General features: G+C 46.3%; 25 protein-coding genes and 1 tRNA gene. 18 read left to right on the top strand and 8 right to left on the bottom strand.

Annotated features, from left to right (window positions below; all coding sequences use genetic code 11):
* Nucleotides 1-16 precede the first annotated feature (16 nt).
* Nucleotides 17-244 (top strand): helix-turn-helix domain-containing protein, encoded by a 228-nt coding sequence (locus Q7V32_RS20825; protein WP_159659310.1) that lies wholly within the window; start codon nt 17-19, stop codon nt 242-244.
* 31 nt (nt 245-275) lie between these two features.
* Here Q7V32_RS20825 and Q7V32_RS09040 read toward each other — a convergent pair whose 3' ends face one another.
* The 4 genes from Q7V32_RS09040 to ubiA form a co-directional block, all read right to left on the bottom strand.
* Nucleotides 276-473: an AlpA family transcriptional regulator gene (locus Q7V32_RS09040; protein ID WP_304896654.1), complete on the bottom strand. Its 198-nt coding sequence runs from the start codon at nt 471-473 to the stop codon at nt 276-278.
* Nucleotides 474-1118: 645 nt separating this feature from the next.
* Nucleotides 1119-1194: transfer RNA gene (locus Q7V32_RS09035), tRNA-Thr, on the bottom strand.
* A 54-nt stretch (nt 1195-1248) separates the two neighbouring features.
* Entirely contained in the window at nt 1249-2061 is an 813-nt protein-coding gene (locus Q7V32_RS09030; protein ID WP_304896653.1) for a YdcF family protein, read from the bottom strand.
* A 10-nt stretch (nt 2062-2071) separates the two neighbouring features.
* The gene (gene ubiA, locus Q7V32_RS09025) at nt 2072-2944 is read right to left on the bottom strand and encodes a 4-hydroxybenzoate octaprenyltransferase (RefSeq protein WP_304896652.1); all 873 of its coding nucleotides are present in this window, start codon (nt 2942-2944) and stop codon (nt 2072-2074) included.
* A gap of 112 nt (nt 2945-3056) precedes the next feature.
* On the opposite strand from ubiA, the gene arsC reads away from it, so the two are divergent.
* From arsC to Q7V32_RS09005, 4 genes are all read left to right on the top strand, one after another.
* Nucleotides 3057-3404, top strand: a complete 348-nt coding sequence (gene arsC / locus Q7V32_RS09020) for an arsenate reductase (glutaredoxin) (RefSeq protein WP_304896651.1) — start codon at nt 3057-3059, stop codon at nt 3402-3404.
* A gap of 79 nt (nt 3405-3483) precedes the next feature.
* Nucleotides 3484-3822 carry a DUF2069 domain-containing protein gene (locus tag Q7V32_RS09015; protein ID WP_304896650.1) on the top strand — a complete coding sequence of 113 codons (339 nt, stop codon included), beginning with the start codon at nt 3484-3486 and terminating at the stop codon, nt 3820-3822.
* 9 nt (nt 3823-3831) lie between these two features.
* Nucleotides 3832-4536 carry a DnaA regulatory inactivator Hda gene (hda, locus tag Q7V32_RS09010; protein ID WP_304896649.1) on the top strand — a complete coding sequence of 235 codons (705 nt, stop codon included), beginning with the start codon at nt 3832-3834 and terminating at the stop codon, nt 4534-4536.
* Nucleotides 4523-5476 (top strand): ketopantoate reductase family protein, encoded by a 954-nt coding sequence (locus tag Q7V32_RS09005; protein WP_304896648.1) that lies wholly within the window; start codon nt 4523-4525, stop codon nt 5474-5476. The genes hda and Q7V32_RS09005 overlap by 14 nt, the downstream gene beginning before the upstream one ends.
* On the opposite strand, the gene Q7V32_RS09000 is transcribed toward Q7V32_RS09005, so the two are convergent.
* The 4 genes from Q7V32_RS09000 to Q7V32_RS08985 form a co-directional block, all read right to left on the bottom strand.
* Nucleotides 5459-6154: an SDR family oxidoreductase gene (locus Q7V32_RS09000; RefSeq protein ID WP_304896647.1), complete on the bottom strand. Its 696-nt coding sequence runs from the start codon at nt 6152-6154 to the stop codon at nt 5459-5461. The genes Q7V32_RS09005 and Q7V32_RS09000 overlap by 18 nt on opposite strands.
* A gap of 70 nt (nt 6155-6224) precedes the next feature.
* Entirely contained in the window at nt 6225-6707 is a 483-nt protein-coding gene (locus Q7V32_RS08995) for a flavin reductase family protein (protein ID WP_304896646.1), read from the bottom strand.
* 421 nt (nt 6708-7128) lie between these two features.
* On the bottom strand, nt 7129-8691 hold the full coding sequence (gene lnt, locus Q7V32_RS08990; RefSeq protein ID WP_304896645.1) for an apolipoprotein N-acyltransferase: 1563 nt from the start codon (nt 8689-8691) through the stop codon (nt 7129-7131).
* 109 nt (nt 8692-8800) lie between these two features.
* Nucleotides 8801-10081, bottom strand: coding sequence for a dicarboxylate/amino acid:cation symporter (locus tag Q7V32_RS08985; protein WP_304896644.1), 1281 nt, complete (start codon nt 10079-10081; stop codon nt 8801-8803).
* A 373-nt stretch (nt 10082-10454) separates the two neighbouring features.
* Here Q7V32_RS08985 and Q7V32_RS08980 point away from each other — a divergent pair, with 373 nt between their 5' ends.
* The 13 genes from Q7V32_RS08980 to Q7V32_RS08920 all read left to right on the top strand — a co-directional run bounded on the left by Q7V32_RS08980 (nt 10455) and on the right by Q7V32_RS08920 (nt 20434).
* Nucleotides 10455-10844 carry a hypothetical protein gene (locus Q7V32_RS08980; RefSeq protein WP_304896643.1) on the top strand — a complete coding sequence of 130 codons (390 nt, stop codon included), beginning with the start codon at nt 10455-10457 and terminating at the stop codon, nt 10842-10844.
* A gap of 756 nt (nt 10845-11600) precedes the next feature.
* Nucleotides 11601-13031 (top strand): nitrogenase iron-molybdenum cofactor biosynthesis protein NifE, encoded by a 1431-nt coding sequence (nifE, locus tag Q7V32_RS08975; RefSeq protein ID WP_304896642.1) that lies wholly within the window; start codon nt 11601-11603, stop codon nt 13029-13031.
* A gap of 5 nt (nt 13032-13036) precedes the next feature.
* Nucleotides 13037-14434 carry a nitrogenase iron-molybdenum cofactor biosynthesis protein NifN gene (nifN, locus tag Q7V32_RS08970; RefSeq protein ID WP_304896641.1) on the top strand — a complete coding sequence of 466 codons (1398 nt, stop codon included), beginning with the start codon at nt 13037-13039 and terminating at the stop codon, nt 14432-14434.
* 44 nt (nt 14435-14478) lie between these two features.
* Nucleotides 14479-14910 carry a nitrogen fixation protein NifX gene (nifX, locus tag Q7V32_RS08965; RefSeq protein ID WP_305324233.1) on the top strand — a complete coding sequence of 144 codons (432 nt, stop codon included), beginning with the start codon at nt 14479-14481 and terminating at the stop codon, nt 14908-14910.
* Between the two features lie 48 nt (nt 14911-14958).
* Nucleotides 14959-15432 carry a NifX-associated nitrogen fixation protein gene (locus tag Q7V32_RS08960; RefSeq protein ID WP_159658785.1) on the top strand — a complete coding sequence of 158 codons (474 nt, stop codon included), beginning with the start codon at nt 14959-14961 and terminating at the stop codon, nt 15430-15432.
* A 10-nt stretch (nt 15433-15442) separates the two neighbouring features.
* Entirely contained in the window at nt 15443-15658 is a 216-nt protein-coding gene (locus Q7V32_RS08955; protein WP_304896639.1) for a CCE_0567 family metalloprotein, read from the top strand.
* A 9-nt stretch (nt 15659-15667) separates the two neighbouring features.
* On the top strand, nt 15668-15985 hold the full coding sequence (gene fdxB / locus Q7V32_RS08950) for a ferredoxin III, nif-specific (protein WP_159658787.1): 318 nt from the start codon (nt 15668-15670) through the stop codon (nt 15983-15985).
* Between the two features lie 196 nt (nt 15986-16181).
* A complete protein-coding gene (gene nifW, locus Q7V32_RS08945; RefSeq protein ID WP_304896638.1) occupies nt 16182-16493 on the top strand; it encodes a nitrogenase-stabilizing/protective protein NifW in 312 nt (103 codons plus the stop codon).
* Nucleotides 16493-16972, top strand: coding sequence for a nitrogen fixation protein NifZ (locus tag Q7V32_RS08940; protein ID WP_304896637.1), 480 nt, complete (start codon nt 16493-16495; stop codon nt 16970-16972). The genes nifW and Q7V32_RS08940 overlap by 1 nt, the downstream gene beginning before the upstream one ends.
* A gap of 1 nt (nt 16973) precedes the next feature.
* The gene (nifM, locus tag Q7V32_RS08935) at nt 16974-17819 is read left to right on the top strand and encodes a nitrogen fixation protein NifM (RefSeq protein ID WP_304896636.1); all 846 of its coding nucleotides are present in this window, start codon (nt 16974-16976) and stop codon (nt 17817-17819) included.
* A 16-nt stretch (nt 17820-17835) separates the two neighbouring features.
* Nucleotides 17836-19122, top strand: a complete 1287-nt coding sequence (gene clpX / locus Q7V32_RS08930) for an ATP-dependent Clp protease ATP-binding subunit ClpX (RefSeq protein WP_304896635.1) — start codon at nt 17836-17838, stop codon at nt 19120-19122.
* Nucleotides 19123-19268: 146 nt separating this feature from the next.
* On the top strand, nt 19269-19889 hold the full coding sequence (gene grxD / locus Q7V32_RS08925; protein ID WP_304896634.1) for a Grx4 family monothiol glutaredoxin: 621 nt from the start codon (nt 19269-19271) through the stop codon (nt 19887-19889).
* Nucleotides 19890-19900: 11 nt separating this feature from the next.
* Nucleotides 19901-20434, top strand: a complete 534-nt coding sequence (locus Q7V32_RS08920; RefSeq protein ID WP_304896633.1) for a flavodoxin — start codon at nt 19901-19903, stop codon at nt 20432-20434.
* Nucleotides 20435-20855: the final 421 nt, after the last annotated feature.

Genomic DNA, 20855 nt, shown 5'->3' with positions numbered 1-20855 from the left:
TGTGACTAAATAACTTATGCTTAGATTTAAATTGAAAGAACTTCTTGCTGAAAAGTCCTTTAGGGAAGGCCGAAAAATAACACTTGAGGAGGTTTCCAATGTGACGGGGGTGAATAGAACAACACTGTCAAAAATTAATAACCCATTAGGTCACAATACAACGACCAACAATCTTGATTCGCTTTGCAAATTTTTTGATTGCCAAATCTCTGATTTAGTCGAATATGTCGCTGATAAAAATTAAAGTTTGCGACTTTGTGGTTGAATTCGCCGGGTTATTCAGTTTTGGTAACCTCCGATTTAATTCCGAAAAATTCATCCAGGCGAGCTCGGTCCCAGCCGCATATTCCCTCTGAGATTTTTGTTGGCGGCGGCAGTTTGCCCTGCCGAACATAACGCCATGTGGTTGTTCGGGAGATTCCATAAATTTCCTGCACATCTCTTGAGCGAATAAATGTTAAATTTTGTTTCATCTTGAGTTCTCACAGAAAAATTAACCCGCCAGTCATTGTCTCGGCATTTAAGTCGGACTGGTCCGGTCCACCTACTCACTCGATTAAATCGATTGGTTTAGGTTTGTAACTCAATTTTATCATAATGATTTTTTATCCCAGATCACCGAAAAATCTTATATTGACTTTTGACAAGCACTTAAGCGCATGAAATCAAAAGACAATTATCTTAAGCGCACGCATTAAGTCAATTTATTGGATTTGATTGATAGAATATTTTGGAGGGGTATGCGGAACGGGTTCACAAAACCGAACATCGATAAACCGGACTACGAAGAATGCTCAAAAATAGTCATAAAGGGTAGACGTTGAAATTCATCAAGGCCCTCGCTTTCAATCAATATTTACAGGCGAACCGACGAGAGAGGTATTGCCATCCAGTGATGAGCCAATATTTAACGACTACAAAATAACCTTTAAACCTGATGGGCTGTTTTGTCATGTGATTTATGGGCAGGGAGTCAATTCTTAGTGGCTAGATTAGATCGATCAAAATTTCCTGAATAGCCCTTTCATTGTTTCAGAAAGTTTCAGTTAATTTGTTACCTATGTGTTACCTAGGAATAAAAAAAGGCCTTGGTAAAAAACCTAAGGCCTTGATTTTATTGGAGCTGGTGATGGGACTCGAACCCGCGACCGGCTGATTACAAATCAGCTGCTCTACCAACTGAGCTACACCAGCGAAGAAGCTGCGCATTATACAGAACTTTTTTATGACTGCAAACCCTTTTTTGAGTTAACTTTTGATGCATGTTTTCGGGGCCAATTCCCTGATTTTTCCTGAAAAATAATACCCGGCAAGGCCTAGCCATTCTCGTGTTCCGTAAACAAATTGCTCCAGATGCTCTGCAAAAGCAAAGTCAAGCTTCACCTGCTGCGATGGCGTTGTCCAATGATCCACCGGATAAGCTGTAACACGCCAATCAGCCTGACAAAACACACCAATCGCACGCGGCATATGAGAGGCGCTGGTGATTAATAACCAGAACTCGCCAGTCTTCGGCTTTACTAACTTCTTGGTTAATAGTGCGTTTTCGTAGGTATTTCTTGAATTGCGTTCGAATTGAATGTTGGAAATATCCAAGCCCTGTTCTTGAAACAGCTGGGCGGCGATATCGGCTTCTGAATTTGTTAACGTTGTCAGTCCGCCCGAGCCTCCTGCGAATACCCGTTTTGCATCCGGATATTGCCTGGCTAAGCGCATAAACGCCAAAGCACGTTCGGTATAGGCCTTGAGTTCAACCTGTTGCCATTTGATGCTGGCTTCGATTTTTTCATTGCCGCCTAACATGATGATGCCGTCAATATGATCAGGCAAAGGTGGATTAACCGGAAATTTTGATTCCAGCGGCGCCAAAAGCCAATGACCAATCGGCATTAGGGCGATGATCCAAAAAGTCAGAACACAAGCTGTCAGCAATCGCTTCGCCGATTGATAACGACCCAAGCCAAAAAGAACACAGGCCAGAGTTATGGCAAAAAGCAAAAGGTGATCGGGTGAAGCAATTGCCCAGATCAGCTTCGAACACCAGAAGAACAATGTGTCCATGAAGGCTGTATCAACGCACCCAATAATCGAGCACAATACCTATAAACACAACCAAACCGAACCAGTTGTTATTTAAAAAAGCCTTAAAACATTGGGATTTTTCACGCTTAAAAATCAACTGTTGTTGATAAATAAAAAATCCGGCCCCGGAACATAACCCCGCATAATAGAGCCATCCCATTCCTTGCAAATAGCCTACCGTCAGTAGCAAACTCATGATGAGCAACTGAAGCCCACCCATAATTTCCCGGTCTTTGTCACCGAATAAGATTGCGGTGGATTTTACGCCTATTTTAAGATCGTCCTCTTTGTCGACCATTGCATACATGGTGTCATACACCAGAGCCCATAAGATAACCGCGATGTATAGCACCCAGGCCGTTAGAGGAATCGCATCCGTTTCTGCTGCATAAGCCATGGGTACAGCCCAACCAAAGGCAATTCCCAAATAGGCTTGAGGTAAGTGCGTGTAGCGCTTCATAAAAGGGTAACTGGCTGCCAGAAACGCGCCGCCAAAAGAAAGCGCGATGGTCAGCGTATTTAGGAGTAACACCAACGCAAAGGCGCAAAGACTCAACACCACAAAAATAATCAGCGCTTCTTTGGTGGAAACCTTACCGGCGGCTATCGGACGCTGACGAGTCCGCTCCACATGAGGATCAAAATCGCGATCCGCATAATCGTTGATGACACAGCCTGCAGAACGCATCAGCACAACACCCGCGCAAAACACAAACAAGATGGTAAGGTTGGGACTTCCTTCACTGGCAAGCCATAACGCCCATAAAGCAGGCCAAAGCAGAATATAAATGCCAATCGGTCTGTCGAGCCTGGCTAACAACCAATACTGCTTCGCTCGCTCTTGAATCTGCTGACTGTTCACCGGTATGTCCTGTTTATTGATGCGCTGTTCGATTGAAAAGATGCCCTGCTATTGCTGGCACCAGGAATAAAAATGGTATTATAGCGTTTTAATATTCTGTTATGTTTGCCCTATGAACGTAAAAATCTATCACAACCCGCGCTGCAGTAAATCACGTCAAACCTTGCAGTTGTTGCAGGATAAAGGCCTGGATATTGAAATCATTGACTACTTGAAAACGCCGCCCACAGCTTCGGAGCTGGACATAATTTTACAAAAGTTAAACATGGAACCGCGCGAGCTCATGCGTAAAAGTGAAGCGGAATACAAAGAATCCGGCCTGGATAATTTGAACTTCGATCGCCAGGCTTTAATAGAAGGCATGGTCGCCAATCCAAAATTGATTGAAAGACCTATCGTACTGGCCAACGATAAAGCGGCAATTGGCCGACCCCCTGAAAATGTTTTGACTATTTTATAAGACGACAACCCTATTTACATTTTAACGACTTGCTCTTTTTTATTGCAGATAGCGTGTAAACTGTTTTAATTTCATTATTATGAAACCCTCTTTTTATCATTCGATCGCCATAACCGGTTTTTTTGGCTTATTTGCATTACTGATGCTTTGGCCTACCGTGTTGACTGAAAGCCGATTCCCGGTGGCAATGATTCTTTTATTAAGTGTTACGCCTTTACTTTTACCCATGCGAGGACTGCTGCACGGCCGGCGAAAAAGCTGCGCATGGGCTGCATATATCAGCTTGATCTATATCATTCACGGTACAGCAGAAGCCTATGTCAATCCAGCCGAACGCTCACTTGCTTTGCTTGAGATTCTGTTCAGCCTGATGCTCTTTATGGGCGCGACATTTTATGTTCGGGCACTGAAATCGTAAGCAAGAATAATGGTCGAGCAGATACCTTTAGCATTTGAACACAGGCTAAGACCTTCGTTTAATAGCTTTTACCCGGGTAAAAACCAGGAAGCGATTAATCATCTGATTCAATGCGTATCATTTGAAGGAGAACAGCAGCTTTTTATCTGGGGAAGTTCGGGCCTTGGAAAAACTCATTTACTGCAAGCCTGTTGCCTGCTGGCGGAAGAACAGAAAAAAACGGCTTTCTACTATGAGTTTATACATCCGGATTTACCGGATGCCGGTTTATTAAATGGTCTGGAAGACTATGAAGTGGTTTGTTTTGATAATATTGACGCTATTGCAGGCCACGCCGAATGGGAACAGCAATTTTTTAATTTTTACAACCGACACCGGGATAATGGTTTTCGATTAATCCTGTCCTCAACTTGCCCGCCTAATTGGCTGACCATTGAATTACCTGACCTTAAAACCCGCCTTAACTGGGGATTGACGCTTAAACTCCAAGCGCTTACCGATGAAGAGATTATATTGGCCTTGAGCTTCAGGGCGAAACAATTGGGTTTTGATCTTTCTCCGCAAGTCGGCCGATTTTTGTTCAACCGTTACGCAAGAGATACGGTTACTTTGTGGCAGTTACTGACTGAACTGGACCATGCCACACTGGCCGCTAAACGCAAGCTGACTCTACCGTTTCTGAAACAAATACTCGGCAAGCATGAAACCCCCTAAAATATTGATCATTGGTGCAGGTGCCATTGGCGGATTTTATGGTGCTTTACTGGCAAAATCCGGAGCGGATGTTGCAGTAGTCTGCCGTTCTGATTATGAAACGGTCAAACAGCAAGGGTTTAGCATCCATAGCCATAACCTGGGGAATTGGATATTTCGGCCCAGTCAAGTTCTTAAGCACGCAGGTGAATATTCAGGCTCTGCAGACTATGTCATTTTATGCACGAAAGCAGTGGAACACATCGACGGACCGGCATTGATAAAACCAGTTGTCGATAAGAATACGGCCATTGTCTTCATTCAAAATGGCGTCGAAACCGAACAGAAAATGCAAGATGCCTTTCCTCAACATGAAATTATCAGCGGGCTCGCATTTATCTGCTGCAACCGCCTTGAGCCTGGGGAAATTTTGCATCTGGCTTATGGCAAACTGGTTTTAGGTAATTTTCCGGACGGGATAAGCCCTAAAACAGACCTGTTAGGCAAGTTGATTAATCAAGCCGGTATGACATGCCTGACGACACCCGACATTGTTACAGCGCGCTGGCAAAAATGTATTTGGAACGCGCCGTTCAATCCCTTATCGGTCTTATCCGGTGGTTTGGCGACTCAGGAAATTTTGGGTACACAAGAAAAGCTGGTGCGCGCGATTATGCAGGAAATAGCCGATATAGCCCGCGCTTGTGGTCATGAGTTACCGGCCGATAGCATTGATACCAATATCAAAAATACCTACGCGATGCCGCCTTACAAAACCAGCATGCTGCTTGATTTTGAACGCGGCCAGCCGATGGAAATAGAAGCGATCATAGGCAATGCAGTTCGTGCGGGGCGCAGGAAAAATGTTGCCATTCCTCATTTGGAAACTGTTTACGGCTTATTAAAACTGCGCGAACTTCAGTTTAATCTCTCCCATAAAGCGTCACCAGGGCAACAGTGATCCGTCATATTTAATGAACTGACCAGACTGCTCGGCAGAAAAATTTTCGATTATATTTCGCATGCCAGTCACGCTTTGTTTTGCATCAATCAAACCCTGAGGTCCACCCATATCGGTTCTGACCCATCCGGGATGCAACACCAATACCCCGAAACCCCTGGCTTTTAGATCCAATGAAACGCTTTTCATCGCCGCATTTAAAGCCGCCTTGCTGGAACGATACAAAATACTGCCGCCGCTGGTGTTATCGGCAATGCTTCCCATCTGACTGGTGATAGAGACCAGCAGTTTTTTATCGCCAAGCTCCAATTGGGATACAAATGCTTCTGCCATTTTAACCGGGGCTAAGGTATTGATTAACAGCGTTTGCTGCCACATCTGATAATCCAAGTCGCCAAAACCATGACCTGACTTATCACCATAAACACCGGCATTATTGATCAGTACATCAATTGGCCTGTGTTGAAGTCGTGCCGAAAGCGCATCAATTTGGTCAAAAGACATGACATCCAAAGCTTCAATCGATAAGTTGGGAAACTTTTTGTCTAATTGATTCAACTCGGCTGCTGTTTCAGGATTTCTGCAACAAGCGATGGTATCCCAGCCTTCAGCTGCGAATTGGGCCGCAAATTCGATACCCAAGCCTCGATTGGCTCCGGTGATTAATACAGTTGACATAAATGGCCTCGCATAAAATCAATAAAGTACAGAGGACGTTTACCTGTTGCCCCTGATGGCGGACTGAAAATTAGGCAGTCAGTGTTCGATAAGCGGTACTGTAATAGAGTAAAGGATCACCCTCGCGGCAGATGACATTATTCACTTCACCGACAATAATCCAATGTGTTCCCGCTTTGACTTTCTGAAGAACACGGCATTCAAGTGAGGCAAGGCTATCATCTAAGAGAGGCATGCCCTCCTTACCCTGACTCCAGGATACATTTCGGAAGCGGTCTTCCTGGCTGGCTTTACCGGCAAATTCATTAGACACTTGCTCCTGCCCGGTCGTTAAAATATTCACCGCAAAATGCTGACTTTCTTCAATGCCCTCTCCGGTATCAGCCCTCTCATTGATACAAACCAGAACTTGCGGCGGATCCAGTGAAACACTGGAAAAAGAGGTTGCCGTCATGCCCTGCAATCCAAAACGGTCTGATTGTGTGGTAACGACTGTTACACCACTGGCCCAGAGTTGTAACGCATTTTTAAATTCACTTGCTTCAACAGTCATGTTATTTGTTTTTAAATGATGTGTTTAACAGAGCTTGGCAGTATTTGCCTTTCAACGGCAATACCGGCCAACTATCAGTAGCTGGAAGACCCTGACGATAATGGAGGATCAGGCGGTGCTGAGTTGAAGCGCCGCCTGAAGCCGCCGGAAAAGCTGATCATGATACTATAAATCGACGAAAGGGAAAAACTCGAGTCTCAGCGAGCAGCAATTCTCAATTTGAAGGGAAAAAGGGCAGGGGTAAGCTTTTTGAGGATGTCGGCAGCAGGGCAGATTTTTATTACGGACAAAATCTGCATTTCCACCCTCCTTGGCGGTCAGATGCTGCTGTAAAGCCCCTCATGGAAGGGTTTACGGCGTTCCTCAAAAGGCTTTTCCCAGCCCAAAATGATGCGGAAAAGATCAAACTGAGAATTGCTGCTCAGCGCTTCTCCTTGGCAAACCAACCCATGACAAATAAAGTCAACAATCCACACCAGAGCAGAATTGGGACCAAATAAAAATAGTTCTGATAAAAAGTAACCGGTGGAGTCTTTAAATAAGGTACATGATATAGTCCTGTCCATTCTTCATGGATAGGTGAGCGTTCCAGTATCTGCCCGGTTGCCAGAGAAACGGTCGATATTCCGGTATTGGTCACCCGCAAAATCGGCCGCCTGAATTCAACACCTCGTGCCAGCGTCATGTACATATGCTGATAAGGCTCCTGCCAGGTGCCGTACCAGGAATCATTGGTCACATTGACAATAAACTGTGCACCCAATTGCGCCAAACCAAGCGTGAATTTAGGAAAAAGGCTCTCATAACATATTTGTGGTCCGATTTTAAAATCGTCCAGTGTTAACAGTGCTGTAGGGCCGGCACCTCGAGCAAAATGACCGGTAGGTGGAAGCCATTTACGGATGTCCGGGAACCACTGCTCTCCCGGAATATACTCACCAAAGGCCAACAAAATGGTCTTGCTGTAATGAGGCGCAGTCAACTGACCGTTGCTATCCAGCGCAAACAAAGAATTCGTCATCAACCGCACGGACCTGTCTACACTGTAAGCCCCTGTAATCAAGGCTTGTTGACGTTCCTTCAAAAACTGGCTCAACGCCAATGGATAGTCATTAAATTTGAATTCATCGCCCAGCAAAACGGGAAAGGCCGTTTCAGGCCATAACACAAAATCTACTTTGTCTTTTGATTTTGCCAAAGCGTCATCTGTTAGGTGAAGATGACGTTTAAATATTTCCAGGGTATATCCCTCTCCCAATTCGGCCGCCATTTTTTCAGAATTGCCGATATTGGCCTGGACCAATACTGTGTTTAACGAAGCATCCGGAGCCGGTACCCGGCTTTTTAGCCATAAACCGCCGGCATTCAGTAACACAAACCCCCAAACCACGGCCATCAACGTCAATTTTCCGGTCCGGTTAGAACGATTAACCCAGGCCCGATAAAAAGCCAGGTTAGTCAGCAAAGTTAACGCGCTTAAACCGCTAAAGCCAATATATTCAGCCCATTGATAAAGCGGCACACCGGCACCAAACCAGCTGTATCCGAAATTCCAGTCAAATAGCGTCAAGGAATAAAATTCACTCAACGTAGTTAGCAGCGCCATCATAACTAGCGAAAGACGCTGAGAGGGGTTAAATCGGCGTTGCCATAAAAACCAGAATAACCCCGCTATGGGCACAAACAAATGCGCTATCAAGCCGTAGATGACCATGCCGACCAAAGACAAGGTCCAATTAAGGTGCGCAAACTCATGAAGCAGGTAGGTTACCCAGTTAAAGCCAATCAACGTAAATACAAACGAGGTGATCATGCCCCCCAATACCACATTTTTCAATGTTGATTGCTGCATCCAAAATAGCCATAAAGGCACAAAACCGAACAAGGACGCCCACGGCGGAAAAGGAATATAGCTGGTACCGATAAAAATTCCCGACAATATCGGAAGCCACCATTGGCAGCGCTGCATCGCTTTAAATTTCATAACCACACTTAAAAATGAAAAAAATCCCGCCGATTATCTTACATACGCATTGTTAACGCAGAATCTTTTAATGCTGCCGACAATAAGACCCCAAACCGTTTGGAGTCGCTTAAGGCCGGTTGTCGCCTTTTAGCGCTGCATCAAGCTGCTTTTCAGATAACTCATTTTCCCATTTGGAAATCACAATGGTCGCTACGCCGTTGCCGATCAAATTGGTTAAAGCCCGAGCTTCGGACATAAAACGATCAATACCTAAAATCAGCGCTAAGCCTGCCACCGGGATATCAGGTATGGCTGATAAAGTTGCGGTGAGTGTGATAAAACCGCTGCCTGTCACCCCCGATGCTCCTTTTGAAGTCAGCAGCAAGACACCCAGAATGGTTAACTCCTGCTCCCAACTGAGTGGCGTGTTCGTAGCCTGGGCCACAAAAATAGCCGCCATGGTCAGATAGATTGAAGTACCGTCCAGGTTAAACGAATAACCGGTAGGAATCACCAGACCGACGACGGGCTTGGAGCATCCCAACTGCTCCATCTTGATCAACATGCGAGGTAACACGGATTCTGAAGAAGAGGTTCCCAACACAATCAGCAATTCATCCCGAATGTAAGCAATAAATTTAATAATGCTGAATCCTGCAAACCTTGCAGCCAGGCCCAACACAATAAAAATAAACAAAAAGCAGGTCAGGTAGAAACTGCCCAACAACTTGGCAAGCGGAATCAGTGAAACAATGCCATATTTTCCAATGGTAAAAGCCATCGCCCCGAAAGCACCGATTGGCGCAAGTTTCATCAGCGTCGCCACCATGCCGAAAAAAGCCAGTGAAACCTGTTCCAGAAACATCACAACCGCTTTTCCGTTGTGCCCCATCGCCGCCAATGAAAAACCAAACAAAACAGAAAAAAGCAATACCTGCAGAATATCCCCTTTTGCAAACGCATCCATCACGGTGTTAGGAATGATATTAAGCAGAAAATCGACTACAGACTGTGATTTCGCAGCTGACGCATAAGCGCTAAGCGCAGTGGTATCCAGACTCGCAACATCGGCATTCATGCCCGCACCGGGTTTAAGAACATGCACAACAATCAGACCGATAATCAAGGCCAGTGTGCTGAGTATTTCAAAGTACACTAAGGCCTTGGCACCCACCCGGCCTATTTTTTTCATATCCTGCATTCCGGCAATCCCAATAACCACGGTGCAAAAAATGATGGGCGCAATAATCATTTTTATCAACTTGATGAAACCGTCACCCAAGGGTTTCATCTGGGCACCGGTATCAGGGTAAAAATGTCCCAATAAAATACCCGCAGCAATAGCAGCCAGAACTTGAAAATATAGATGGCGGTGGCTGTTTTGTTGGTTGTTTAGCGGGACTTGCATGGGCTGACACCGGAAGGGTAGGAGAGATGGACAACCGATTCTATCATGCCGCCAAGCGTTCTTTGGTTGAGTGACAATTACAGCAGCAATTCTCAATGTGAAGGGGAAAAAGCCTTTTGAAGATGTCGACGCTACCGACAAGCCCCATGGTTGCGTTTACAGCGTTCCTCGAAAGGCATTTCCCTGCCCAAAAGGCGTTGAAAATATCAAGCTGGGAATTGTTGCAATCAAAGGATGACCTACTCAAGAAACAAAAGCTCTTGGCCAAGGGGCGCAAATTAAGAATAAAACCAGGAATGGACTCGTGCCGTGAACTATTTTTACCTTGATGAGTCTTACTGATGGACCAAAAAACATGAACAGGAGGTCTATTATGAAAACTCAAATAATAAAAAAACCACGTGCTTTAGCGATAATCGTTTCAGGATTAATTTTCGGTTCGTTATCATTAAATGCCGGTGCGAACGACAGGATTAACATCCAAAGTAGCACGCCACTTACCTTTCAGTCCCATTCGATAAACCATAATATTTATAGTTACCCCAGTAATTTGCAAAGTAAGGCTTCTCTTCAAGCGGAGCTAGTTTATGTCAGCCAGGCTAATGGTCCGGCCATTTACAGCTATAGCCATTCAGGAACCGAAACAACAGTCCCCTTGAATGTCGGATATGTCGATACCGCCTACAACCCGGCTATTTACAGTTATGATTCGCCACTGATCAATGGCCAAGTGGAGATGCTGCCCACCGAAATTATCGACTAAACATCACTTAAAAATTTAAATCTAATAGACAGGCTCGATTGCAGGGTGGTCGAGTCTGTCTTCACATTAAGACATAGCGCAAAAGTCATTCAACATTTCCTCAAGCGAATTCGATAGGGTAAGTTTTGCCAATGTCGGCGAGAATATCAAACAGGTTTTCCTTGATAGGCAAAAATGAGATGTAAGCGGTAAATGGCATTCATTCATATTTTATTTTCCGCCAAAGAATTTCCATCAGTTTCAGTCAATGCCGCCAATTTTAGCTGGGATTGGGCGAGCCAGTCGGTCACGTTTGGATTTTAATGATTTTCTGACCCGTTTCCAAACCAGTCCCTTGTGCTTGCACAGCCGTTTAAGCGACGCGATGCTGACCGAGCTGTTCCCGTGTTCGGCCTGTTGCGCCAACACCGTCTTGAGGGTGCGGGGCGATTCCTACTCAGCCAAGTTGACGTGGTTTGTCGACATACCCCCAAAATAGCTGACAATTCCTTTAGGCTGAAGCCGGCCTCACTTAATAAAGAACTTGCGCGCCCGCCCGTGGAACATGACAGGGATGATACCGCTGCCTTTTTGCTACGCTATATCCCATAAGGACAGGGAGGAACAAAACGGCCTCCTACATCCGATTTCCTTCATAAAACTTGCGTTTGTCGCATTTGCTACACAACGTTTACTTTGAAGTACCACTAAAATCAACAAAATCAACGCTGGCACGGCGGTTGCTAAAGTCTTGTTAACTACTTTAGGAATCAAGCGATGAAATCTACCAAAGATATTGCCGAATTGTTGGATGAACCGGCTTGCGAGCATAACAAAAAGGAGAAATCCGGTTGTGCCAAGCCAAAGCCCGGTTCGGCAGCAGGGGGTTGTGCTTTTGATGGTGCTCAAATAGCGTTGTTGCCGATTGCCGATGTAGCGCATATCGTTCATGGCCCTATTGCATGTGCAGGAAGTTCTTGGGATAACCGGGGCACCCGTTCGTCAGGTTCCGATCTCTATAAAGTCGGCATGACCACTGATTTAACAGAGCAGGATGTCATCATGGGACGCAGCGAAAAACGCTTGTTCCATTCCATCAAGCAGGCCATTGATACGTATCATCCGCCTGCGGTTTTTGTTTATAACACCTGTGTACCTGCGTTAGTCGGTGACGATATTAATGCCGTCTGTAAGGAAGCGATCCAGCGCTGGGGTGTGCCAGTTGTGCCGGTCGATTGTGCCGGATTTTACGGTACCAAAAATTTGGGTAACCGGATCGCCGGTGATGCGATGGTCAAATATGTGGTGGGCACCCGTGATCCGGATCCGTTACCTAAATTGTCAGAAAGACCTGGGATCAGGGTGCACGATGTCAATCTGATCGGTGAATACAATATCGCCGGCGAGTTCTGGCATGTGCTGCCGCTTCTGGATGAACTGGGTTTACGCGTCTTGTGTACCTTGTCAGGTGATGCGCGGTTTCGCGAAGTACAAACCATGCACAAGGCTGAAGTTAACATGATGGTGTGTTCCAAGGCGATGGTTAATGTCGCGCGAAAATTACAACAGCAATACGGCACGCCCTGGTTTGAAGGTAGTTTTTACGGAATTACCGATACCAGTCAATCGTTACGGGATTTTGCCAAATCACTGAACGATGCCGATTTACTGGCCCGCACTGAAGCATTGATTGTTCGTGAAGAAACGCGCATCCGAAAGGAACTTGAACCGTGGCGGGAGAGATTGGCGGGCAAACGTGTGCTGTTATTTACGGGTGGGGTTAAAAGCTGGTCGGTGATTTCGGCCTTGCAGGATTTGGGTATGGTCGTCGTTGCAACCGGGACCAAAAAATCAACCGAAGAAGATAAAGCCCGTATCCGTGAATTGATGGGTGAAGATACAGTGATGATCGATGACGGCAGTCCTAGGGCGCTGCTGAAAATCGTCAAGGATTATCAAGCCGATATTTTGATTGCGGGCGGCAGAAATATGTATACCGCATTGAAAGCACGCGTTCCGTTTTTGGATATCAACCAGGAGCGCGAATTCGGCTATGAAGGCTATCAGGGCATGCTGGAACTGGTCCGCCAATTGGCGTTGACGATAGAAAGTCCGGTCTGGCCGGCAGTTCGTGCCCCTGCACCCTGGAAAGCAGGCTACGTATCGCCTACCTCTGCGGTCAGTCATGCACATCCTCATACCGGGTAACGACTATGGCTGAAATACACAAACGTAAAAAAGCATTATCGGTCAATCCACTGAAAGCCAGTCAACCGATTGGCGGTTCATTGGCGACACTCGGTTTCGATAAGGCCATCCCCATGCTTCATGGTTCGCAGGGGTGCACCGCCTTTGCCAAAGTGTTTTTCGTGCGTCATTTCAGGGAACCGATACCGTTGCAGTCAACCGCGATGGATCAGGGCAGTTCGGTAATGGGGGCTGACGAAAATGTGGTTGAGGGTTTAAAAGCGATTGCCGAAAAATCAAATCCGGCTTTGATTACGGTTTTGACGACGGGTTTGGCCGAAACACAGGGTGCCGATGTGCACCGAAATGTCCGCGAATTTCGCGCAAAATATCCGGAGTTTGATCATGTCGCCGTTGTTGCGGTTAATACGCCTGATTTTACCGGCTGTGTTGAAACCGGTTATGCCGCTACGCTGACTGAAATCATCCGGGTGCTGGTTCCGGATGCCGCTGTTGCCGGAACTGCGCCCGGTAAACGTAAACGGCAGGTCAACGTATTGGCCGGTCCTATGTTGACGCCAGGCGATCTGGAATCTTTACGGGAATTAATGGAGCAATTTCAACTGAGACCGGTATTTGTACCCGATATTTCCGATTCACTGGACGGGGTATTGACCGATCAGGATTTCTCGCCGGTGACTATCGGCGGAACTCCGGTTTCTGAAATGGCTACCTTGGGCTATGCCAAGGCAACACTGGTCATCGGCGCTTCTTTGCAAAAAGCCGGTGAATTGCTGCAGGAAAAAACCCAGGTACCCAGTTACTTTTTTAAGCATTGTTATGGTTTAGCTGCGAGCGATGCATTGATTTGCGCACTCAGCGAAATTGCCGGGCAGGATGTGCCGGAACGCATCGAGCGTCAACGCGCGCAGTTGCAGGATACGATGCTGGACACGCATTTTATGTTGGGTCAATTGCGTATTGCGATTGCTGCAGACCCCGATCAACTCAATGCCTTGATTGATCTGGTTAATGAAATGGGATCCGAGGTTGTTGCGGCAATCAGTGCTGCGAATGCGCCGGTATTGGCCGACGCGAAAACGGCGAGCATCAAAATTGGCGATCTGGAAGATCTGGAGTTAACGGCCAAAGCCCACAAAGCGCAATTACTGATCGGCAATTCACACGCTGTTGCGACAGCCGAACGATTGGGTATTCCGGTTTTGCGTGCCGGATTTCCTCTTTATGACATCATCGGTGGTTATCAGAAGACCTGGATAGGCTATCGTGGAACCCGACAGGCCTTGTTCGATTTGGCTAATCTGGTCATCAATTTTGCCCATGAGGAGATAGCGCCTTATCACTCGGTCTACGCGCAAAAACCTGAAAACGAAAGACAACAGGTCTCGCCGTCATGTCACTAACTCGGCGTATGCATATTGTCCAAACCAACGAGCAGAGTCTAGCCATGGATACCGCCATCAAAGTCGCTTTCGCCACCACCGACATGAAAACAGTCAATCAGCATTTCGGCTCCTCCAGGTCGTTCGCAGTCTATGCCGTGAATCCGGAGCGATATGAATTACTGGAAGCTGCCCAGTTCGGCGAACTGGATCAGGACGGAAATGAACAAAAATTGTCGGTCAAAATGCAGATGCTAGAAGGTTGTGCTGCGGTTTACTGTCAGGCTGTCGGTGCCTCAGCCATCAAACAGCTGGTGGCTCAGGGTATACAACCGGTCAAGGTACACGAAGGCAGCCGAATCGCCGATTTAATTGCCGATTTGCAAAACGAATTAAACACCGGCCCTTCAAGCTGGCTGGTTAAAGCACTGAATAAAGCCAAAAGTCCCGATGCTTCACGTTTCGATGAAATGGAAGAAGAGGGGTGGTCGGAATGATTCAGTCCTACAATTTTATCTAATTGATCTCTATCGAGGAAACACACTATGTCCCAAGCAGCACTCGTCATCGAAGAAAACGATCCGTACATGAGTTCGGATTTCGTTGTGGAAATGCTCAAACAATTACGTGCCGTCGACACTTATGACACTTTTGAAGGCTGGCCTGAGGAAAAGATCATCGATCCGCTGATTTTGACCAAAGAGCGTAAACGCGAGATTCCGATTGTCGGCGATCCTGATGAAATCACCATCACGCGGCTAAAGTCCTATTACAACGCCATTGCATCGTTGATAGAGAAGAAAACCGGTTTGATGGCGGTGCCGTTTGTCAATTTGACACATGAAGGTTTTGGTAGGGCATTGATCATGGTTGGTAAATTGATCGTAACCGATAAAACGTTGCGGGATGTTCATCGCTGGGGCTTTCCAAGCCTGGAAGCACTTTGTGTGGAAAGTGAAAAACAAATCGAAAAGGCGCTGGCTTTTATCGAGAAGCATAAAGAAGTGGCGGAAGCCTAGGGAGCGTGTCATGACACCCGAAGAAATCAAGGCATTGGAAAAGGAAGTCAAAAAAAACAAGCGGCTGGCCAGTGAACAAGCCATGGAATTGCATGATTTAATTGAAGACAAGTTGCCCGATGCTTACGGGGAACTGATGGGAATTGCCCAGGCAACCTTTGACGCCTGTAAAGCGTGGGACGAAGCCAACCAAAAACTGCTTGCAGCCCAATCTGAAACTGCGTAAGGAGCAAACATGGCTGATTTAGTAACTGGAGTAACCTTTGGCGGCGCCGTGTGGACGCCTGCTTATGTGACTGATTTAAATCAACGGACCTGCATCGGTTGCGGGCGCTGCTTTAAAGTGTGTCCCAGAGATGTGTTCGATCTGGTCGAAAAGGACGAGGTGCTGAATCCGGAAGATTTTGGCGATGATTACGGTGATTTCGAAGACGATGATGATAACAGCATGGTCATGAACATTAAAAATGCGAATGACTGTATAGGTTGCGAAGCCTGCTCGAAAGTCTGTCCGAAAGATTGCTTTACCCACGAGCATAAAGAAGCGGCTTGATGATGAGTCTTGACGAGACGCAAGATTTTGCGTCTCCAGCGCTATCCCATCCACTATAAGGGGTGTCAGATGTTTAAAGAAAAACCCGAACCTGTTCTTGCTGTCATTTCAGTGCTGATTTTTGCGGTATTGGCGGTGTATTTGATCGTTAGCGATACGGACCTGATCGGTCCATTTTAAACCCGAGGTTAACGTCATGAGCTTTACAGAAGAAATCGAAGAGTTGGAATCGGCAGAGGACTTTTTACAGTATTTCGAACTGGAATACGATCCGTCGGTCGTGCATGTTAACCGTCTGCATATTTTGCAGCGTTTTCACGATTATTTGCATCAGGCTGGAGACAAAATGCCGGAAGATGAAGACGCACGGCAGGCCATCTACAAACAATTGCTGCACCGGGCTTATTTCGATTTTGTGGAATCCGACGCGCAAACCGAAAAAGTATTCAAAGTATTCAAAATGGGCGAACCGCAAACCGTATTTGTCCCCTTGACCGACATCAAGTAATGATTGAGGAACGTTTCGACGAAGAGCGCTTCGATTTTGGTGAAGCCGTGCGCGTGACCCGCAATGTGCGTAATGATGGCACCTATCCCGGTAAGGCGGTTGGCGAACTGCTGATCCGGCGCGGCAGTGTTGGTCATGTCATTGAAGTGGGAACTTTTTTGCAGGATCAAGTGATTTACACCGTTCATTTTCTTGATTTAGGACGCATGGTCGGTTGCCGCGCGGAAGAGCTGATTTTGGCTGATGCGCCATGGAATCCCAGCCGTTTTGAATTTCGGGATAAAGTGGTCAGCACTATCGATTTAGGCATTCAAGGGCAGGTTGTGGCCGAAAAAGGGCAGGAAGGCGAAATTCTCAAGGTATTAAGAGAATATGAGCCGATTCAATACCATGTCCGATTTCCAGGCAGAACGCTCCAAGTACCGGAAAGCATTTTGGAACCGGCTAATCCGGACACCTTTTCAGAACCGGAAGAGTGATATGACTATGACGGCCGAAGTATCGATTGAGCCTTATACCTTATTAAGAGCGGCGTTGGCGTTATTTAAAAAACCCCCAACCGAATTGGAAAGCGAACAATTTACCAAAGCCTGGATTCACGCATCAAAAGCCTATGAAATCGAAACCCGGGTTTTAAATTCCAAAGAGGCGACCGGCGTTATCATTTCAGACGAAGAACTGGACCGGGCTTATGGTGAAATTCGTAGCCGGTTTGATGATGACGAAAGTTTTCTGGAGACGTTGAAGCTTAATAATCTTAATAGCGATGGATTGCGCGCGGCATTGAAAAGAGAATGTAAAGTCAATTCGGTGATGGATAAAGTCGCCAGCCGTTCACCCAGCGTGAGTGAGGTCGAAATAGGCATTTTTTATCATTGCCACCCTGAAAAGTTCAATGTCCCGGAACAACGTACCGTTCGTCATATTTTAATTACGATTAATCCTGATTATCCCGAAAACAGCCGGGAAAATGCCCGTCAGCGCTTGCTGGATATTCGCCTGAAGCTGAAAAACAAGCCGTATAAATTTCCTGATCTGGCGCTTAAATTTTCCGAATGTCCGACTTCTCTGCAAGGGGGCATGCTCGGCGTTTTTGCCCGCGGCATCTTATATCCCGAAATCGATGCCGTATTGTTTAATTTAAAACTGAATGAAATCAGTCAGATAATCGAAACTGAAGTCGGTTTTCATATCATTGAATGTATTGAGATAGTTAAAGCGGAAACCTTATCGCTGCAAAAGGCGACGCCTAAAATTCGGGAAATCATGCAGGAGCGTTACCGACGCAACTGTCAAAAAGCGTGGTTATCCGGTTTACCTAAGTGAAATAAGCGGGGCTTTTATGCAAAAACAAAATAAAAAGTGTTCATTTTGCGGGATAGAGGCCTCTATCGATGTGCCGTTGATTGCCGGAAATGATGGGCAAATTTGCGAGGCCTGCGTTGTTCTGGCCAATCAGGTCGTCTCCAGTTGGGGAAAAAAGAAAGAATTGGCTGAAATGCAGGGGCCTTTGCCGAAACCAGTCGAAATAAAAGCTTTACTGGATGAATATATTATTGGCCAGAATTTGGCCAAGGAAATATTGTCTGTTGCGGTATACAACCATTACAAGCGTTTGAAACATGAAAGCAGCCAAATTGGCGGGTTGGGATCGGCATCCGGCAACGTCGAAATAGGTAAATCCAATATTTTGCTGATAGGCCCTTCCGGAACCGGTAAAACTTTACTGGCCAGTACTTTGGCGAAAATTGTCGGTGTTCCGTTTGTGGTGGCCGATGCGACGACGCTGACGCAGGCCGGTTATGTCGGCGATGATGTGGAAAATATATTAGTCCGTTTGCTGGATGTCGCCGATGGCCATATCGGCAAGGCCGAATGGGGCATTGTGTATCTGGATGAAGTGGATAAAATTGCCCGTAGTCCTGAGCAGGCCTTCGGTACGCGTGATGTCTCCGGCGAAGGCGTTCAGCAGGCGTTGCTCAGGTTGGTCGAAGGATCGCAGGTTAAAGTGCCCTGTAAAGGCCGCCGGAAAGATGCCAATAACACCGATTCGGTCATGATTGACACCCGAAACATTTTATTTATTGCCGGCGGCGCATTTCCGGGGCTGGAAAAACATGTGGAAAAACGGCTGGTACCGGCCAACACTGCGATCGGCTTTCATTTGGATATCAGCCGCTCCAATCTGAAGCCGCCGTTGGAAGAACTGCTGAATGCGACTGAGCCTGACGATCTGAAACGGTTTGGCTTGATTCCTGAGTTTATCGGCCGGTTTCCGATACTCGCGCCGTTGGAACCTTTGGATATTGATGCGTTAATCCAAATACTGACCGAACCCAAAAATGCGCTGGTTAAACAGTATCAGCATTTGTTCGCCTATGACGGTGTCAATCTTGAGTTTACCAGCGAAGCCTTGGTTGAAATCGCTGAAAAAGCGATTATCAGAAATACCGGTGCGCGTGGATTGCGAAGCATCATTGAGAATATATTACGTAAGCCCATGTTCGAACTGCCGACCCGGGGCAATGTTGAAGCCTGCATTATCGACGCGTCTGCCGTCAAGGGTGAAACGACGATCAAATTGATCGAACGCGAAGAACCCGAGCCAGTTCAACAAAAAGCTCATTAGTTCAAAAAGATTGCCCATCAAAATTCGGATGCTGAACGTTTCTATCCCGGCCTTAGCCAGCGGATGCCAATTGATCACCCGGATTTTGAAACACTGTGAGACTTTTCAGTGTCATCCCGAATGTCCTTTTAAATAGAGAAAAAATCATGACCACCGAAGACAAAATCCGCAAGCAACTCGCCGATAATCCGATCATTTTGTATATGAAAGGTATTCCTTCCGACCCGCAATGCGGTTTTTCTGGCAAAACGGTCGGTATTCTTAATGCCTGCGCAATCCCTTTTGCCTTTGTCAATGTCCTGGAGGCGCCGTTTATTCGGGAAAAATTGCCCAAGTTATCGAAGTGGCCAACTTTTCCTCAGTTGTTTGTCAAGGGCGAATTGGTCGGCGGCTGTGATATTGTCGAAGCGATGGATAGCGAAGGCAGCTTATTGCCCTTGCTGAAAAGCGCTATCGTTGATGACCAGACACAAGCGGTTGATACTCACGTAATAACGCATGCTGAAGTTGAGCAGCTGATAAAAAACGGTTTTCCTGATGCGACTGTATTGATAGAAGGAGAAGGGTGTAATTTGTCGATTACGGTGATCAGTCAGCATTTTCAGGCCTTGCCGCTGGTAAAGAAGCAGCAAGGTGTGATGGCTGTGTTGACAGAAGCGTTGGCATCCGGACGTTTGCACGCGGTTACTTTAAAAACGTATACGCCTGAAGAATGGGGAAATTTACATAAGACGTCGGTTCCGGGTTTATTACAAATTCAACTTTAAGGGTCGGCACCATGGCGAAAGTAGGCGTGATTTTTGGAACTGATACAGGCTCGACGCGGCGTGTTGCCAAGTCGATTGCAAAAAGCATAGGCTCTCAAGCCGACAAGCCCGTCAATATTCGTAATGCCGGTGTTGAGGATTTGCTGATTTACGATGTGTTGATTTTAGGCACACCGACTTATGGCGAAGGCGAACTGCCGGGTAAATCGACCGGCAATCAAACGGAAAGCTGGGAAGAGTTTTTACCCAAATTGAAAGGCCATTCATTTGAGGGTAAAAAAGTAGCCTTGTATGGTTTGGGCAACCAAAAATCGTACAGCAGCAATTTCGCCAGCGCTTTACGGGATATTTATGATGCGTTTACTGAATGCGGGGCTGAAATTATCGGTGATGGCTGGGATGCCTCAGGTTACAAATTTAAATTTTCCAAGGCGATAATGGATGATCAATTTGTCGGTCTGGTTTTGGATGAAGAAAATCAAAAAGAACTGACAGAAGAACGCATAACCTTATGGTTGAAAAGGATAGATCAAGCCTGGAGTTGAAGGAAGCAAAAAAAGTCAGCAGGTGCGCATTGCTTCGTGCCTGCCAGCTTCATTGCTCTCATAATCAGAATTATCGGCGGAGGTAAGCACAAGAATCGAGTTTTTGTTGATGGAGGCGTTGAATTAGTGTGAAGCTGGTCGTTGGTATCCCAACGTTCGTCTTCCTGTAGTTCGTGTTATAAAAAGTTTACAATCTGAAGTTTCCCAATAATTTCAAAATTATGCCTGGGTTGCAGGAGTTATCGACAGGGTCTGCGTAAACGGTGGCAAAACAATTTAATTAGTGCCTGAACGGAAAAGCCGTTTTTTCAAAGTTTCCGCATCAAAGTGGGCGATTTATTTTTCAAAAAATTTTCCGGGCACATCAAAAACCAGTTATTTTCGGAATGCCTGTCATTTAATAAGAATTGTTCTCAATAAC

Source organism: Methylicorpusculum sp. (assembly GCF_030651835.1).
Classification (GTDB): Bacteria; Pseudomonadota; Gammaproteobacteria; order Methylococcales; family Methylomonadaceae; genus Methylicorpusculum.
This window is presented reverse-complemented; position numbering and strand designations above follow the sequence as displayed.